Below are 17,341 nucleotides of genomic sequence, written 5' to 3' on the forward strand. Positions count from 1 at the left end.
TTCGCTGTCTGTTTCGCTGTTTCGCATCTCAAACTATAAGGGAGTAATAAATCCCTGGGGACTTGCTAATCAATATCCTCGTCGTTTCCAAAATTGGATTTCACCATCACCGTGTTCTACTAATACGCTAAAGGTCTTTTCTGCCAGTATTTTGCCATCTAGCTCTATTACCATTCGCCAGTCACCTAGTTTATTTTCTAAAGGCGGCCAGATGGTATCCCCTAAATAGAAGTCCCAGTCGTTGTTGTCTACGTAAACCTCACCTTCGAATGGCGCCATGATGCGTCCTTTCTCATCAGGAATATCAGGGTGGTAAATGCAGTAAGTGAGTTTTTTGCCCTTGGCCTTTTTACAATTAATGATAAAACCAAATTCTATATCCAACTCGGCAGGAATATCTGTGGTGAAGGTTTTTATCTTGGGTAGGGCTTTGTCTTTTTCATCCCAGTATTTGTATATACCATAACTGGTGATCTCGAAGAAAGAGCGTAATTTAGACATTACGCTGCTCTTGGTAACAGGGCTGCGCCTTTACAAACATTTTAACGGGTGACAATGGTTTGCGCCCCTTGCACTAACGTTTCTTTGTCTATTTTTTCTGGTACTAGGGTACCTTTACGTGCCAATGGTCTTGCTTCGATGCTGTTTTTCCAGCGTACTAGGTTATCAAGACCTGTAATATCGATACCTGACCACTCATAAGTACGCACCCAACACCAATTTGCCATATCGGCTATGCTGTAATCCCCAGCGAGGAATTCATGCTTTGCTAACTGCCCGTCTAAGACTTCGAACAAGCGTCTCCCCTCTTTTTGATAACGGTCGATAGCCGGTTGGATCTTCTCAGGAAAATAACGATAGAACACATTCGCTTGGCCCATCATGGGGCCGACCCCACCCATTTGAAACATTAACCATTGGATCACTTGCGAGCGTCCTTTGGCATCATTGGGGATGAACTGCCCTGTTTTTTCGGCTAAATACAGCATGATCGCACCAGACTCAAACACCGCAAAGTTGTCTGCTTCTTTGTCCACCAGCACTGGAATTCTGCCATTAGGATTCCGAGCAAGAAACGCGGGGGTTTTCTGTTCTTGCTCCATTAAATTAATGCTGTGTACTTTGTAGGGCAGTTGCATTTCTTCCAGTGCGACTGAGGCTTTCCAACCATTTGGCGTAGATGATGTATATAAATCAAACATAAGATATCCTTTACGCTTTCGCGGCAGGTCGCGCACTGACGGCATCGTACCAACGCTGCAAGTGCGTTTGCTCTGGTGCAATACGCACATTAACCACACGGCCAAAATCAATTGAACAAACGGCGGTGATATCCGCAATGCTGAATGTGTCACCCGCAATAAATTCGTTGTCTGCCAACCTGCTGTTTAAGATCTCAAGAAATTTGGCGGCGTCTTGCCCTGCGACTTTTCCATATTCAGGCACGGGTGTCATACGGTCTTTGAAATACCCAGTCGAATGCTGAAAACACATACCGATCTGCATAAACAAGCCAAATTCACACTGGCGCTGCCACATGTCGATTTGTGCTTTTTCTAAAGGTGTCGTACCCATTAGTGGGTTTTCTGGGTGCAATTCTTCGAAGTAACGGCAAATAGAGACAGACTCATTGATACACGTACCGTCGTCTAGTTCTAACACTGGCACTTTTGCCATCGGATTACGCGCACGCATAGCAGGGCTTAGGTTTTCACCGCCCTGTATGTCAACCTGAACATAGTCCATTGGAATGCTTTTTTCGGCAAGAAAAAACCGCACTCTACGTGGTGTGGGCGCGGTTTTCGTTTCAAATATTTTCATCTTGTTGCTCCAGTGTCAGTTGCTGCACTGGGCAATGAACACAGTTAATCAATAATGCTGTAACCAATAACGTTGCTTTAACGATTGGTAGCGCTCTGTTTTCTTGTATTTTTTTAGTGCATTGTTTATTAAAGGAACTAATTCCTTATGTTTATTATGCACATAGTGATAAAGGGGTACAGAAATAATTGTCCGATATGTGCTGTCAGTCAGTAATAGACTGTTGTCTATGATTTCACTTGCACCGAGTACCATTAGCCCCTGGTTACTTTGATTAAATTTACGAAATAAGGCCTCAACTGACTCATACCGCTTGGTGACTAATTGATTCTCTTCAGCCCATGTTTTCACCACTAACAGGTCATTGGTGACTAATATTTCGCTCCCTCTGGGCAAACTGCTGGAACACATGTCTAAGTCTTTACACACTAAATAAAACGCCACATTCGCTAGTGGTTCAGGTATTTTAGTTAATGATGGTGCGAGTTTTTTATATGCATCTACCCGCATTAGTTCACCATCGGCACCGAAGCGATACGAATTGAGTGACGCCTCCAGTGTCGCATAGCGAGTGACCGAAATTTGGTAACCCAGTTGCCGATAGATATCCTGCATCAAGTTGGAAGCGAAAAACGTCTCCTTTAAACCTGTAAGTGAAGCAAAGTACAGTTGTGGTAGTACGGCAATATCTGAGCCTAAATGAACTTCAAAATCACTATTTCGACCTTGAAAAAGACCATCCGTTAAAGGCCCAATGCTATCACTATGAATACTACTAGCGAGGCTCTTGGCAAGATTTTCAGATAAGCTAGGCGTCGCGTCGCGGTCAAAGAATTGAATTAAATTAGTGGACTGAGTTAAAGATGCTGCAGAACGTTTAACTCGCTCATTGGGTAGGCGCGACAGAAAGTCGTCATTTGTTACGGGAAGTGCATCTAAATTCATTGCGTGCATCGTATTGTTCGTCAGTAAAAAGCGCAGCAGGTCTGTCAGTTGGTTTTTATTACGCGCAGAACGAGGGACAATCCACAGCTCGAGCGGGGCAACCTCGCCTTTACTGGTTCCATTTTTCTTTGGAAAGGGAAAGAAGCCAATATTCTCCTTATGAAGCGGGTCAATACTGCTTTCTACAAATTGCCCGGTTAGTGTCATTGTTGCTTGGCTGCGCTCAACTGCTTTGAGCGCCTGTTGCCAACTCCACAGTTTTTCAGGAGCAAAAAACAAACCATCACCTAATAATTGATCAAATTGCTCTAGCAGCTTTTTAGAGTCTTGGTTACGTACCGCTTGCCCTTTGACTAATTGATCGCGATAAGCCACCCCACCTGTATCTAAAGATAAAAAGTCCAGCCAAGCAAGGACGGGCCAGCCTTCCTGAGTTGCCTGCACTAGAGGGTTAGCGCCTTGACTCTTGATCAGTAAGCATAATGCAACAAATTCATCCCATGTAGCGGGCACGCTAACGTTAAGCGCTTCAAACATAGATTTATTGTAGTAAAAACCCCAACCATACTGGGAAAAAGGCAGGGCATAGGTACCCGTTTGATTCGATACACTGTCAAAAACAGCAGGTTGAATAGCGCTTTTTAGCTCTATTTTTGGCAATAAAGTATCGATAGGCTGAAGTACATCTTGCTCTATTAAAGTATCTAATCGTCCCCCCCCTTGCCAATACAATAAATCATGCTCACCAGATTCTAACCAGCGAGGTAGGAGACGCTTAAAGTCTTTGTCACTGTAAAACGCCAGTTGGACGTTATAGCGGCTAAATTGCTCTTCAAAATCCCTGAAAGCTTGTCGGTAGACGTCACTTTGTCGTTCGCTGGTCGTCAAGATAGCAACAGACAAGGTTTGCGCAGCCTGCACACTTATTGTCAAAGCGAAATAACAACTTATGGCAATAAAAAGTCTAATCAACATACGCATAAACGAATTCCAATAACACCAAATGGATTAACCGCACGCAGATACAAAACAATATACTGCGACGACATCTATGAACAAGAATAAAAGTTCGAAACAAAGTTTAGGGACATAAACTGTGGTTTGTAATTAGACGAAAGACGGTTTTTTAACACATATGGTCGAAAAAACAGCTAACTTTAGTCGTACTCGCCCGACTTTGCTTCTTTTTCCCATTTAGCTAGATGCTCTGCGGTTTGATGACTTAGCTGCTTGTGGTGTGTGCTCACCCACCACGTCTCTAATAAACGAATGTTCTTGCGATTGCCTTTATAGAAAATATCACTGATGTCACCCACAAATGGAATAAGACCAATAAGAAAATCGAACACTGCATTGCGTACCATAGCCACTCGCAGTGACATTGGCGCTCCCATTTGGCCAGCCAAATGAATAATATGCGCAGACAAACCTACGGTCACCAAATCACCAACCCCTGGGATCAATCCCAATAGGCTATCGAGCCCAAAACGGATCTTAGTAAAGGGAATGCCCACTGCGGTATCGAGCATATGCGCTAATTTTTGCGCCCGACGAAGCGCTTGAGGGGCTTTAACTTCAGACGAGTCGACCATTAGCTTTGACTGCCTAATTCCGACGCTAGCTTGGCTGTTAATTGCACATCTCGCGTGGGCAAGGCCCAGCCCGCCATGTTTTGCTCAATTAACTGGCTAAGCGCAGCAATATGGTCAGGCTGTGCATTAAGCGCAGCAATATATTCATAGCGTTCTCCTCCCGCTTGCAAAAAGTAATCTCGGTTTTCAATACCGATTTCTTCAATAGTCTCAAGGCAGTCCGCGGAAAAACCAGGGCAGATCATCTGTACAGATTTAACGCCCTTCTCTGGCAATGCCTTTAATGTACTATCGGTATAAGGCTGTAGCCATTCTTCCCGGCCAAAGCGAGATTGAAATGTCACCATATATTCGTCTTTGCTCAAATCAAGCTTTTCCGCTACTAATCGTGAGGTTTTGTAGCATTCACAATGATAAGGGTCGCCAGCGGTTAGGTAGCGCTTAGGAATACCGTGATAGGTAAAAATAAGTTTATCGGCTCTGCCGTGTGTTGCCCAATGTGTTTTGATACTGTTTGCCACAGCATCTATGTAAGGTACGAAATCATGGTAATGACTAATAAAACGTACATCGGGGATCCAGCGAGTTTTGCGTAGCAGCTGACTTAGGGCATCAAACGTAGAACCATTGGTAGAGCCACTATATTGTGGATAAAGTGGCAATACCAACAATTGGCGCACTCCCTGTTCAAGCATTTTTCTTGTTACTGATTCAATCGAAGGTGAGCCGTAACGCATGGCAAAATCTACCAGCACTTTATCCCCAAACTTGTCTTTCATACTTACGGCAAGTGCCTTTGCTTGGTCTTGCGTATGAAACATTAAAGGGGAGCCACGTTCCGTCCACACTGTACTATATGCATGAGCTGAGCGCTTAGGGCGGATATTCAAAATGACCAAATTAAGCACCATCCACCAAATTAATTTAGGTACTTCCACTACCCGTGGATCAGATAAAAACTCACGTAAGTAACCCTTTAAAGCCCCCTTTTCTGGCGCCTGTGGCGTACCTAAATTGGTGATCAATACCCCTATTTTATCTTCTTGATCATGGGTAAAAGTGCCATTTGAAAGATATTTCATTCGTTTACTCAACTTCGGTTAGATAATTCAGTGCAAAAATACGTTTGGAACCATCAAACGGATTTAATGCACCGTTTTTTGTTCAACTAATGACAATTACCCAGTGTAATAGGTCTCAGCCCCTGGCCCAACGGGCATGCCAAGCAAGAAAACCCATACATAAAATAAGATGGTCCACCCTACCACAAAGACCAAACTGTAAGGCAGCATAGTGGCAATTAAGGTTCCCATGCCAAGGTCTTTCTTGTACTGAGCAGCGATGGCAAGTATCAACCCAAAGTAACTCATCATAGGCGATATGACATTGGTGACTGAATCACCGATGCGATATGCCGCTTGAATCACCTCAGGCGCAAAACCTACCAACATCAACATGGGAACAAAAATCGGTGCGGTGACCGCCCATTGAGCCGACGCACTGCCAAGTGATAAATTGACCATACCGCACATTAAAATGAAGAAAATGAACACTCCAGGGCCGTCAAGGCCAATGGTTTGTATTAGTTCAGCCCCCTTAACCGCAAGGACCGTACCTAAGTTTGTCCAGTTAAAGAACGCTACAAACTGGGCAGCAAAAAATACCAAAGTAATATACAAGCCCATAGCCCCCATACTTTTAGCCATGGCATTGATTACATCTTTGTCATTTTTCATGGTACCGGCGATTTTGCCGTATACAAAACCAGGCACAGCAAAGGTGATAAAAATAAACGCTACGATCCCTTTTAAGAAAGGTGAGCCTGCGACCGCTCCTGTTTCAGGATGCCGCAAAATACCGTTTTCAGGCACTATAGTTAATGCTAGTAGTGCGCACAACAGCACAAAGCTGACGCCCGCCCAGCGCAGAGCTTTCTTTTCTTGGGCATTAGGGGCGTTCATTTCTTGCTTCCCTAACTCGATCGATGCCTCACTCGGGTCATATTTTCCCAAGCGGGGCTCAACGATTTTTTCGGTAACAAAAGCCCCCATTCCTGCAACGAGGAAAGTACTGATAAACATGAAATACCAGTTAACTTCTGGCCCTACCGAGTAGTCTTGATCGATCATGTGTGCTGCGGCTTCCGTGATACCAGACAACAAAGGGTCTACGGTTCCTAACAGCAAGTTTGCACTGTAACCGCCAGAAACCCCTGCAAATGCTGCGGCCAAGCCAGCTAAAGGGTGGCGCCCCAAAGAATGAAAGATCATCGCTGCCAAGGGGATTAGCACCACATAGCCCAGCTCAGACGCCGTATTAGACAAAATACCAGCAAGAACGATGACGACGGTCACCATACGTTGTGAAGCATTCATCACCATGGCACGCATCGCGGTTGATAAAAGTCCAGAGTGTTCAGCAACCGACACCCCAAGTAATGCCACCAAAACAGTCCCCAGTGGAGCAAAGCCTGTAAAATTAGTGACCAAATGTGTAACGATACGTTGTAGGCCTTCAGCATTTAGAAGGGAGACAACAGCAATCATGCCGTCAGGGGCGCGCCCTTTTGCGTCAATCGGTCTAGGATCAACCACACTGACATCAAAATAGCCTAATATTCCACTGATGATCACAATCGACGTGGCCAAAATTGCGAACAAAGTAATGGGATGCGGAAGCAAGTTCCCTAACCATTCTACCGTCGCCAAAAACCGCGAAAACCACCCTGTAGGGCTCTCTTGGTTTGTTTGTTTTTTCTGTTCGTTAGCGTCTAGCAAACCGACTCCTTAATTATTTTTATCCGTTTTCACGGTGACTGGCATATAGTACCTAATTCACTTAGCAAACGTTAGGCTTGCAGCTTAGCTGCATATTTACTGGTGAAAAATAAGTCAAAACGCCTAATTTTTAGCAAAAAAGTGTTTGTATATCAGGCAGAACGCTTTATTGTTATAAGAAAAAAATTAGGCTTTATATTGTGGCTGCCAAAGGAAATTCAGATGACTGATAAGCAATCTCAGGATAAACAGGACTCCCCCTCACCCGCTACTGAATTGGCGCATCTTAGGCAGATAGTGTTTGGAGATGCACAGAAAGGGCTTGAGCAAAAAATTGAACAGCTTGGCAAAACACTACAAACCCAACTCAAGCAACATGAACAACAAACTGCCCGTCAATTTAGCTTGCTGCAAAATGCTCTTGAAAATCATGTCGACCAATTAGAAGACAAATTATTAAACGCTGATAAAGGCCAAGACGCCAAAGCGAATGAACTATTCACGTTAAACAAAAATTTGTCATCCGAACTCGAAATGGCAGAGGCTGCCAATAAGCAAGAAAACGATGAATTGCACAAACGAATCGACCAAGACATCGCCGCGTTGTCGAATAAGTTTTCTGAACAACTTAAAGAAGCTCTTGCCCAACTTACACAAGTCTCAAACGAGCTAAATGCCTCTAAAACTGACCGTAAGACCTTGGCCAAATTGCTCGCGACCGTGGCCTCAAACTTAGAAACTGGCGATGACGAGTAACTTTCATCATGCCGACTCAAGGAAGTAGTAACGAGTCTGAACACGACCCGCAGTTAGACCAATTGCGGAAAATTTTGTTTGGCAAAGAAAACCAACATATTACCGGTGCTATACGTCAAGAGGCTCGGCAGATCGTCAGCGACGTGTTTTCGGAAGCCCTTAAAGATCGTCAAGACAGAGACGGCAGTGTCAAAAAGGTAATGACACCGCTGGTAGACAAATCAGTAGAGTATTCTGTTGCCAATCGCAAAGAACAATTCGTTGGTTACTTGTACCCTATTGTGGGCAGCGTAGTACGTAAATCCGTTACTGCATTTTTAACTGAGTTTATCGAACGAACCAATCAATTACTGGAAAACAGTTTAACCATTAAAGGCCTCTCTTGGCGCTTTAAAGCTCGGCAAGCTGGGGTGCCTTACGCCAACTATGTCGCCAGCCAAACATTTAATTATCGCGTAGAACAAGTTTTTCTCATTCATCGGGAAACCGGTCTATTACTTAATAGCGTTGCTTACAATCAGCAATCCTCAGCAGATGCAGATCTTATTTCTTCTATGCTTACTGCGATTAACGATTTTGTCTCTGATTCGTTTAAGCCTAATGCAGATGGTAATGAACAGGGTTTAGATATCGTCAAAACAGATGATTTCACCCTAGTTTTAAAAGCAGGGCCTAGGGCCATTTTAGTTGCTGCGGTCACGGGTAATATGCCACAGCGCGTGGCTGACCAGTTACAACTCACTATCGAAGAAATTCACACCTTATACGAAGGGTCGCTCGCAGACTTTGATGGCAATACCTCAGTGTTTGCTGACTGTGATCAGCAATTAACGGATTGCCTTGTCTCAGAATTAAAAGACCAAGCTAGAGGTAAAAAGTCGAAACCTTGGATGGCCTGGTGCATATTGATAATGTTAGCCTGTGGTACCAGCTTTTATGCATATAAACTATGGTTAGTGCAAGGTTATGTAAATCAAATTCAAGCACTTAATAAAGAACCTGGGATCATGCTGGTGCGCGCTCAAAGGGACGGTATACAAGAGGTAAAACTAGACGTGTTACGCGATCCTGATGCGCAACCTATCAGCTCTTGGTTAGAGGCACACGAAATACCTGCTGAGGCAATAAGCCTTACTGAAAAGCGCTTTTTATCATTAGAAAGCCAAATAATACAAGCTCGACTGCGTGACTTACTGGGCAATTATCCAACCATAAGGTTAACCCGAGACGGCAAAACATTAACAGGCGAACTTACTCAACAACAACACCATGAACTCTCAGCTGAATTAGCTCAACTGCCTGGTATATCAAACCCACAATCACTTTTAGCTCCTATTCAAGTAAGTGATAAGCAAAACTTGGAGCTCGACACTGTAGACAGTGCCATGACACTAGTTAAGCTTAAAATTAATCAGATAAATAGCACGTCAGTAGAATTTGCCAGCAACAGTACACAGCTTAGTCCTCGGGCTGAAGAAAGCCTCGTATCGCTTGCGTCTCAAGCAATGGCGTTGTTGAGCTTAGCTGAGCAGGCACAATTAGATGTGAGTTTTATTATTATTGGTGCGAGTGACGCAAAAGGATCTCAATCCTATAATGAAGTATTAAGCATCAAACGTGCGCAAGCCGTGAAAAACACCCTGCAAGAATATGGCCTTCCAAGTGACAAGCTCAATGCTATTGGTATTGGCATAATTGATGTACCCAATGCAGGAAATGGCGCACGTAAAGTGCTATTTAATGTAATAACAACCCAAGCTTCACGCAGTAACGGATAGCTAGACCATTATGATCCAGAAAAAGATATGTTTACTTGGCGCTTCAGGAGTTGGGAAAACCAGTCTTATAAAACAGTTTGTAGAAGGCATTTTTTCCGAGAAATACCTCACATCTATTGGTGTCAAGATTGACAAGAAGCAAGTCGAATGCGAGGCAGGTTCCGTGCAGTTTATGCTTTGGGATATTGAAGGTATTGATCGCTATTGCGGCTTTCAGCCCAAATACTTGCGCGGCGCAGGTGCCATTATAATAGTCGTCGATCAAACTCGCTCGCAATCATTGATAGAAGGGATAGAGATTTTTAAGCTAGCCCGAGATATGTCAGATATACCGGCAATTTTAGCTATCAATAAATCGGATTTGGACAGCACATGGCACTGGAATGAAGATGAGCTCAATGAGCTGTCTACTCCTTTTAGCCACACCTTTCTCACAAGTGCGAAAACCGGAGCAAATGTGGAGCTCTTATTTTCAACACTTGCCCAACACCTATTAAGTGAGGCAGGACCGTGAAACTATCTCTATTTAAAGCTCTGGGGATCATTGATTGCTGCATATTTAAGCGCGTTGATGTAAATCAATTTGAAGCAGTATACGCCGAACATGAATGGCTAGACATACTCCTGCCAGGTACAAGAGACAAACAGTTTTTTAAAGCACCTACAGGCAGCCCATTTCTCGATGACTTTTTAATGCAGGCTGAAGAGTTCTGGGAGTTTGCGGATTACGGTAAGATAGAATCTGGAATTTGGAATGAAAGCATTGCTGACAACGAGCTAAAACTAAACGCCTTCGCAACAATGGAAAGCGGCGATTTCTATTTGATAATCAACAACGTCAAACAGCAATTTCAAGAGCGACAACAAACCTTGCAATCTGCACGTGAGCTTTTGTTATCTAACGATAAAATAGTTGCCCAACAGGAGTATGTTCATCAGCGCTTAGATGAAATGCTCAATCAGTCATCCGATTTAAAAAGTATTCAGCAGCCTATTACAGAGGTGATTGAAAAAACCGAAGTAGGTGTAGCCATTCTTACCCCCAACCTTAAGCCCATTAGCCAGAATCCCGCGCTTTACAGTGTGTTTGATAGTCATCTCACTGCTGTGGAATCTGAACCATATCGCATAATTTTAGCGTTGTTTGAAAAGCAGTACCCTGAGTTTGAACGCGTTATCAGCACAGGTAGTCGCTGGAGCGGTGAATTATTTTGGTTGCAACCACCTGGCAATGGTAAATGGATTAAGTTAGCCATTTATCCAGTCAAAACCGATTTCCAACAGATTACTCACTGGGTATTTATCGTTAATGATATCTCACAAGTGAAACACCTGTTACAGAACAATGAGAAGCTCACACATTACGATGCTCTGACCGATATACCTAATCGTCAGTATTTCTGGATGCAGCTTGAGCAATCCGTAAATAATGCCATGCCGTTCTACGTACTGTACTTAGACATTAAGAACTTTAAACGCATCAACGAAATTCACGGCCATTCCCGTGGCGACCAAATCATTAAAGAGCTAGTAGAACGCTTAACCCCTCATGTGAGTCCAGGCGATATGTTTGCCCGTATAGGTGGTGGTGAGTTTGCTATTATTCGTCAAAAGACCGTGACCGAACAGCAATGCGTCGATTTAGGCAACACCTTAATTGACGCGGCGACTCAACCATTTTACTTGCCCAATGGCACTCACTGCGAGATCGGCTTAAATATAGGGGCCGCCAGTTTCCCTCGAGACGCCGATGATGCTGAAACCTTAATGAAATTTGCTGATCTTGCAGTATTTAATGCCAAAAAAGCATCTAAAAGCAGTGTACAGTTTTACTCTCAAGCACTTAAAGATGCCTCTCAGCGTATCATTGAGCTAGAAAGCGCATTACAAACAGCGATCACCAACCATGAGTTTGAGCTATTTCTGCAACCCATGCTCGACCTAACCAGTGGTACCATTTTAAAAGCCGAGGCTTTATTACGCTGGAACCGCTTGGACGGAGAACGCATCGGCCCCGACGAGTTTATTCCGATTGCTGAACAAACGGGGTTAATTGTACCCATAGGCAAATGGGTAATTTCACGCGCCTGTGAAATGATAAGCACTTTGAATCATAGAGGTCACAGCTGCAAACTTTCCGTCAACCTATCCCCGAGGCAGATCAGCGATAGGCATTTATTAGAGTTTATTCGTGGTTCAATCCAGAACAGCCATATTCAACCTGATCAGTTGGAATTAGAGCTAACTGAAGGGGTTCTGGTGGATAACTATGACAAAGTGCAGTACTTACTTACTGAAGTAAGAAAGCTAGGGGTCAGTGTGTCCATTGACGACTTTGGAACTGGTTACAGCTCGCTTTCGTATTTGAAAAAATTGCCCATTGATCACATCAAAATTGATCGCTCGTTTGTGCAAGATCTTGTCAGTGACGAGAACGACAAAGCAATCATTTTAGCGATTATAGCCATGGCCCATAGTTTAAAACTGAATGTCATTGCTGAAGGGGTGGAAACTGAGCTACAACGTAATTTCTTGCAACTCAATCACTGCAACCTTGCCCAAGGCTACCTATTTAGTCGCCCATTGCCGTTTGCTCAGTTCTGTGACTATTTGAATACCACCGTTTCTAGCCAAAAGCAGATAACCCCGTCTGCGCTCGACCCAAAATAAGCGCATGAACATCATGAGTCCCCTCGTACGTATTTACCGCTTCTAAATTGAGTACATGGCGGATCACATGATACTCATCTGATATTCCGTTTGCACCGTGCATATCTCTAGCGGTGCGTGCAATATCTAACGCTTTGCCACAAGAGTTACGCTTTATCAGTGAAATGGCTTCAGGGGAAAGACTGTTTGTATCCATTAACCTGCCGGCTTGTAAACAAGCAAGTAAGCCGATTGAAATTTCTGTTTGCATATCAGCAAGCTTTTTTTGTATCAGCTGGTTTGCCGCTAAGGGTCGGGCAAATTGCTCTCTGTCCAAGCAATATTGCCGTGCCTGGTGCCAACAAAATTCCGCTGCCCCTAAGCTACCCCATGCAATCCCATAACGCGCTTTATTCAAACAACTAAATGGCCCCTTTAAACCTTTAACGTCAGGCAATATATTTTCTTCTGGTACCAGCACATCCTGCATCACGATTTCGCCAGTGATCGAAGCACGTAGTGAAAATTTACCCTCAATTTTAGGAGAGGTTAAGCCAGCCATGTCTTTTTCAAGAATAAAGCCGCGAATTACCCCTTCTAACTTTGCCCAGACGATAAATACATCGGCAATCGGCGAATTGGTGATCCACATTTTATTGCCATTGAGTAGATAACCATCGTCAACTTTTTTAGCCTGACTTAGCATACTTGCCGGATCCGAACCTGAGTTTGGTTCGGTTAAACCAAAACAACCAACCCACTCACCTCGTGCTAATTTGGGTAGATAACGTCGCTTTTGAGCTTCGCTACCAAATGTATAAATAGGAAACATCACCAACGAAGATTGCACGCTCATGGCACTGCGATAGCCGCTATCAACCCGTTCCACTTCTCTGGCCAGTAACCCATAACTAACATGATTAACTCCAGCACAGCCGTACTCTTGCGGTAATGTACAGCCTAACAAGCCGAGTTCGCCCATTTCAGACAGAATATCTCGATCAAAATGCTCATTTCGGTTACCCAGCAAAATTCTAGGCATCAATTTTTGCTGGCAATATTGATGAGCTGAATCACGAATAAGTCTCTCCTCATCGCTGAGTTGAGCATTTAAATTCAAAGGGTCTTGCCAGTTGAATGTGTTTGGCACTTGTTGAGTCATAGTGGCCTCTTGTTGCTTTCGCAGATACTCACTGGGCATTAAACAGTTCAGGTGCAGTTAGAACCACATTAAAACGGAGCCGGATATTGTTTAAGCACTTCAGCTATATCCGCTTTAGCCTCTTCACTCAATGGTGTTGCAAAAGCGGCAATATTTTCTTTTAGCTGCGTCATGCTCGTCGCCCCAATAATGGTTGATGTAATGCCTTCTACATTGTCACACCAGGCTAGGGCTAGCTCACACGGTGTTAATCCATTCGCTTGTGCGACATCCACGTAACGACTGATGGCTGCCTCTGTCCCTTTGGTATCCCTGAAAATACCGTTACGTTGTTCAAATGTCCAACGACTGCCCGCGGGGCGTTGATTATTTAAGTATTTACCACTTAATGCACCGCCGGCTAAAGGTGACCAAGGTAAATATGCCACTTCTTCAGCGACACAATTCTCAATCAGATAGGGCCAATCTTTAGCATGAAGTAAACTAAACTCGTTTTGCATTGACACCATACGCGGCAAATCATGCTCTTTGCTTAGGTTTAAATATTGCTGCAATCCCCACGGCGTTTCATTAGATAACCCACAAAAGCGTATCTTCCCCTGTTTAACACAAGTGTTTAGCGCCTCTAAGATAGACAACATCTGGGCTGTTTCTGCTGCTCGGTCAGTATCAGAGAAACGCACACGCCCTACCGCATGTTTAGCGAAATGGGGAGAAATGCGATTCGGCCAATGCAATTGGTAAAGGTCAATATAGTCAGTATTCAAACGCGTTAGAGAATCATCAACGGCTTGAATGACAGACTCAGCAGAAATTTGACTGCCTTGTCGAATATAGCTTAGTCCTGGACCCACTATTTTAGAGGCAAGTATAATATCCTTACGCCTTGTGGGATTGCGCTTTAGCCAATCGCCGATAATCATTTCAGTATGGCCGTATTTATCCCCTGATGGCGGCACTGGATACAATTCGGCTGTATCAATAAAGTTCACACCTTGAGACAAAGCATATTCAATTTGCTCATCTGCATCTTGTTGGGTATTTTGAACGCCCCATGTCATTGAGCCTAAGCAAACACGAGAAACAGATAGACCGCTGCGGCCCAATTCAGAGTAATTCATTCAGATTCCTAGTGAATAGTGATAATTAACACATTGATTATACGGATATAAATAAAATCATCTTAACTTCAAATGTGATCAAGTGTTACGGAAAACTGGAGGTGGCTTTTCCTGTTGGGAACTCCTCCTTATATAACTGATACATCAAGCCATCTTGGTAATGTTTAGCTACGGATCTTTTCAGTTGGTTTATCAGCGTTCGATGTTTAGACTTTTTAGAAAAATGCAGCCAGTTTTCTTTTTGCGCCAAAATATAAGGCTGGCCAAAATCACCGATATCAAGTCCTAACTCCCCAAGGTTATATTCAATACCAGCCTCTGAACCCACCACTGCATCTACTCTACCCATACGCAGTAAATTTATCCCTTGTTTGTAATCTTTTACTGAAAATTTTTGCAGGTTAGTATCCTCATCAAACGTCTTCGAGAAGCTGGCACTTCGCACAACTGCTATTCGTCCTAGTAAAATTAATTGATCATAGGTTTGTAAATTAACTGCAGCCTGAGGTAATACAATTACATTGGAGTTCGATACGGGTCCGATAAAGTCAGCATGTCCTTCGAGTTGTACGTTTTTAAAAATAAGCGCAATGTCTAGCTCGCCACTTTTTACGCCAGCGAGAACACGAGCATAAGGTTGCAGCACTAACTCAAATTCAAAGCCAGTATCTTCTGTAAGTAAATTAAGGTATCGCACCATCACGCCAGACATCTCACTACTCTCGTTGATGTAAGCGAATGGGGCAAAAGCAGGCACACCCACTTTCAGTGTGATGTTGTTAGCCGAGGTAACTTGAGCTAAAACGGGTAAATAAAGGGAACTGATTAATAACAGAGCAAATAACGCTTTCAACATATCTCGCTCAAGCTAACAGGCAAAAATTGATAATAGCTAATCTTAGCTTTTTGTACAGATCCACAAAAGAGCGTAATTAGCCATGCTGCGTGAAATCTTTATTACAGGCATAAAAAAAGGCCACCGAAGTGACCTTTCTTTCAAATCAATTTGCTAGCTATTAAGCAATGATTTTTGCAACAACGCCTGCACCTACTGTGCGGCCACCTTCGCGGATTGCGAAGCGTAAACCTTCGTCCATCGCGATAGGAGCAATCAATTCAACTACGAATTTCAAGTTGTCACCAGGCATTACCATTTCTACGCCTTCAGGAAGCTCTACAGCACCTGTTACGTCAGTTGTACGGAAGTAGAACTGTGGACGGTAGCCTTTGAAGAACGGAGTATGACGGCCGCCTTCGTCTTTGCTTAGTACGTATACTTCAGCTTCGAATTGAGTGTGTGGGTTGATTGAACCAGGCTTAGCTAGTACTTGACCACGCTCAACATCTTCACGCTTAGTACCACGAAGCAATGCACCGATGTTCTCACCAGCACGACCTTCGTCAAGCAATTTACGGAACATTTCAACACCAGTTACCGTTGAAGTCGTTGTATCTTTCATACCAACGATTTCTACTGCATCACCTGTGTTTACGATACCACGCTCAACACGACCTGTTACAACCGTACCACGACCTGAAATTGAGAATACATCTTCAATTGGAAGTAGGAAAGGCTTGTCGATGTCACGCTCTGGCTCTGGGATGTAGCTATCAAGTGCTTCTGCAAGCTCAATGATTTTTGCTTCCCACTTCTCGTCGCCTTCTAGGGCTTTAAGTGCTGAACCTTGGATAACTGGCAAGTCGTCGCCAGGGAATTCGTATTCTGAAAGCAATTCACGTACTTCCATCTCTACCAATTCTAACAATTCTTCGTCGTCAACCATGTCACATTTGTTCATGAAAACAACCATGAAAGGTACACCAACTTGGCGACCTAGCAAGATGTGCTCACGCGTTTGTGGCATAGGACCATCGGTCGCTGCTACTACTAGAATTGCGCCATCCATTTGAGCAGCACCCGTGATCATGTTTTTTACATAATCGGCGTGTCCAGGACAGTCAACGTGTGCGTAGTGACGAGTAGGAGTATCGTATTCAACGTGAGACGTTGAAATAGTGATACCACGCTCGCGCTCTTCAGGAGCGTTATCGATTTGATCGAATGCAGATGCAGCACCGCCGTATACTTTTGCAAGTACAGTAGTGATTGCAGCTGTTAGAGTGGTTTTACCGTGGTCAACGTGGCCGATTGTACCGACGTTTACATGCGGTTTAGTGCGTTCAAACTTTGCTTTTGCCATTGTCTATTCCCCAGCAAATTGTGATAAGAAATTGTGTTTACTTTTTGAACTGGGGAGAGAAAGTGGTGCTGATAGGCAGATTCGAACTGCCGACCTCACCCTTACCAAGGGTGCGCTCTACCAACTGAGCCATATCAGCACTGATTGGAGCGGACAGAGGGAATCGAACCCTCATCATCAGCTTGGAAGGCTGAGGTAATAGCCTTTATACGATGTCCGCACATCACATTCTCTCTAGCCACTTCGCTTTTGAAAAAGTGGTGGAGGGGGCAGGATTCGAACCTGCGAAGGCTGAGCCGTCAGATTTACAGTCTGATCCCGTTGACCGCTTGGGTACCCCTCCAGATTGATGGTGCCGACTACCGGAGTCGAACTGGTGACCTACTGATTACAAGTCAGTTGCTCTACCAACTGAGCTAAGTCGGCACGTCATCAAGTGGGTGCGGATATTAGAGCAACATTTCCCAACACGCAAGAGGCAATTATTAAAAAAATACAATTTTTGTATCGTTTGGCTAAAATTACAGCTAATTTGCTTT

Annotated in this window: 15 protein-coding genes and 4 tRNA genes; 4 read left to right on the forward strand and 15 right to left on the reverse strand. The window is 43.9% G+C overall.

Annotation, left to right across the window (positions count from 1 at the left end):
* Nucleotides 1-69: 69 nt before the first annotated feature.
* The 7 genes from FX988_RS11320 to FX988_RS11350 all read right to left on the reverse strand — a co-directional run bounded on the left by FX988_RS11320 (nucleotide 70) and on the right by FX988_RS11350 (nucleotide 7,135).
* The gene (locus tag FX988_RS11320) at nucleotides 70-501 is read right to left on the reverse strand and encodes a DUF3859 domain-containing protein (protein WP_160179920.1); all 432 of its coding nucleotides are present in this window, start codon (nucleotides 499-501) and stop codon (nucleotides 70-72) included.
* Nucleotides 502-542: 41 nt separating this feature from the next.
* The gene (locus FX988_RS11325; RefSeq protein WP_160179921.1) at nucleotides 543-1,202 is read right to left on the reverse strand and encodes a glutathione S-transferase family protein; all 660 of its coding nucleotides are present in this window, start codon (nucleotides 1,200-1,202) and stop codon (nucleotides 543-545) included.
* 10 nt (nucleotides 1,203-1,212) lie between these two features.
* On the reverse strand, nucleotides 1,213-1,821 hold the full coding sequence (locus FX988_RS11330; RefSeq protein ID WP_160179922.1) for a glutathione S-transferase family protein: 609 nt from the start codon (nucleotides 1,819-1,821) through the stop codon (nucleotides 1,213-1,215).
* 48 nt (nucleotides 1,822-1,869) lie between these two features.
* Nucleotides 1,870-3,747 carry an ABC transporter substrate-binding protein gene (locus tag FX988_RS11335; protein ID WP_160179923.1) on the reverse strand — a complete coding sequence of 626 codons (1,878 nt, stop codon included), beginning with the start codon at nucleotides 3,745-3,747 and terminating at the stop codon, nucleotides 1,870-1,872.
* 176 nt (nucleotides 3,748-3,923) lie between these two features.
* The gene (locus tag FX988_RS11340; RefSeq protein WP_160179925.1) at nucleotides 3,924-4,358 is read right to left on the reverse strand and encodes a DUF4112 domain-containing protein; all 435 of its coding nucleotides are present in this window, start codon (nucleotides 4,356-4,358) and stop codon (nucleotides 3,924-3,926) included.
* Complete coding sequence (gene hemH / locus FX988_RS11345; RefSeq protein WP_160179927.1) at nucleotides 4,358-5,440, reverse strand: ferrochelatase; 1,083 nt, start codon at nucleotides 5,438-5,440, stop codon at nucleotides 4,358-4,360. The genes FX988_RS11340 and hemH overlap by 1 nt, the downstream gene beginning before the upstream one ends.
* Nucleotides 5,441-5,536: 96 nt before the next feature.
* Complete coding sequence (locus FX988_RS11350; protein WP_160179929.1) at nucleotides 5,537-7,135, reverse strand: AbgT family transporter; 1,599 nt, start codon at nucleotides 7,133-7,135, stop codon at nucleotides 5,537-5,539.
* 222 nt (nucleotides 7,136-7,357) lie between these two features.
* Between FX988_RS11350 and FX988_RS11355 the strand changes: the two genes are divergently transcribed.
* From FX988_RS11355 to FX988_RS11370, 4 genes are read left to right on the forward strand one after another with little or no spacing between them, the layout of a single operon-like run.
* The gene (locus FX988_RS11355) at nucleotides 7,358-7,891 is read left to right on the forward strand and encodes a hypothetical protein (RefSeq protein WP_160179931.1); all 534 of its coding nucleotides are present in this window, start codon (nucleotides 7,358-7,360) and stop codon (nucleotides 7,889-7,891) included.
* An 8-nt stretch (nucleotides 7,892-7,899) separates the two neighbouring features.
* A complete protein-coding gene (locus FX988_RS11360) occupies nucleotides 7,900-9,669 on the forward strand; it encodes an OmpA family protein (protein WP_160179933.1) in 1,770 nt (589 codons plus the stop codon).
* Nucleotides 9,670-9,679: 10 nt separating this feature from the next.
* Nucleotides 9,680-10,183 carry a Rab family GTPase gene (locus FX988_RS11365; protein WP_160179935.1) on the forward strand — a complete coding sequence of 168 codons (504 nt, stop codon included), beginning with the start codon at nucleotides 9,680-9,682 and terminating at the stop codon, nucleotides 10,181-10,183.
* Nucleotides 10,180-12,339, forward strand: a complete 2,160-nt coding sequence (locus FX988_RS11370) for a putative bifunctional diguanylate cyclase/phosphodiesterase (RefSeq protein ID WP_160179937.1) — start codon at nucleotides 10,180-10,182, stop codon at nucleotides 12,337-12,339. Before FX988_RS11365 ends, FX988_RS11370 begins: the two co-directional genes overlap by 4 nt.
* Here FX988_RS11370 and FX988_RS11375 read toward each other — a convergent pair.
* From FX988_RS11375 to FX988_RS11410, 8 genes are all read right to left on the reverse strand, one after another.
* Nucleotides 12,296-13,480 carry an acyl-CoA dehydrogenase gene (locus FX988_RS11375; protein WP_160179939.1) on the reverse strand — a complete coding sequence of 395 codons (1,185 nt, stop codon included), beginning with the start codon at nucleotides 13,478-13,480 and terminating at the stop codon, nucleotides 12,296-12,298. The two genes, FX988_RS11370 and FX988_RS11375, sit on opposite strands and share 44 nt — an antisense overlap.
* A gap of 68 nt (nucleotides 13,481-13,548) precedes the next feature.
* Nucleotides 13,549-14,601 (reverse strand): aldo/keto reductase, encoded by a 1,053-nt coding sequence (locus tag FX988_RS11380; protein ID WP_160179940.1) that lies wholly within the window; start codon nucleotides 14,599-14,601, stop codon nucleotides 13,549-13,551.
* 85 nt (nucleotides 14,602-14,686) lie between these two features.
* Nucleotides 14,687-15,457 carry a substrate-binding periplasmic protein gene (locus FX988_RS11385; RefSeq protein ID WP_160179942.1) on the reverse strand — a complete coding sequence of 257 codons (771 nt, stop codon included), beginning with the start codon at nucleotides 15,455-15,457 and terminating at the stop codon, nucleotides 14,687-14,689.
* 160 nt (nucleotides 15,458-15,617) lie between these two features.
* Nucleotides 15,618-16,802, reverse strand: coding sequence for an elongation factor Tu (tuf, locus tag FX988_RS11390; RefSeq protein WP_013752621.1), 1,185 nt, complete (start codon nucleotides 16,800-16,802; stop codon nucleotides 15,618-15,620).
* A gap of 63 nt (nucleotides 16,803-16,865) precedes the next feature.
* Nucleotides 16,866-16,941, reverse strand: a tRNA-Thr gene (locus FX988_RS11395).
* A 6-nt stretch (nucleotides 16,942-16,947) separates the two neighbouring features.
* Nucleotides 16,948-17,022 (reverse strand) — tRNA-Gly (locus FX988_RS11400).
* Nucleotides 17,023-17,060: 38 nt separating this feature from the next.
* A tRNA-Tyr gene (locus tag FX988_RS11405) sits at nucleotides 17,061-17,145 on the reverse strand.
* Nucleotides 17,146-17,152: 7 nt separating this feature from the next.
* Nucleotides 17,153-17,228: transfer RNA gene (locus FX988_RS11410), tRNA-Thr, on the reverse strand.
* Between the last annotated feature and the right edge of the window lie 113 nt (nucleotides 17,229-17,341).

It is taken from the genome of Paraglaciecola mesophila (genome assembly GCF_009906955.1).
In the GTDB taxonomy this organism is placed as follows: domain Bacteria; phylum Pseudomonadota; class Gammaproteobacteria; order Enterobacterales; family Alteromonadaceae; genus Paraglaciecola; species Paraglaciecola mesophila_A.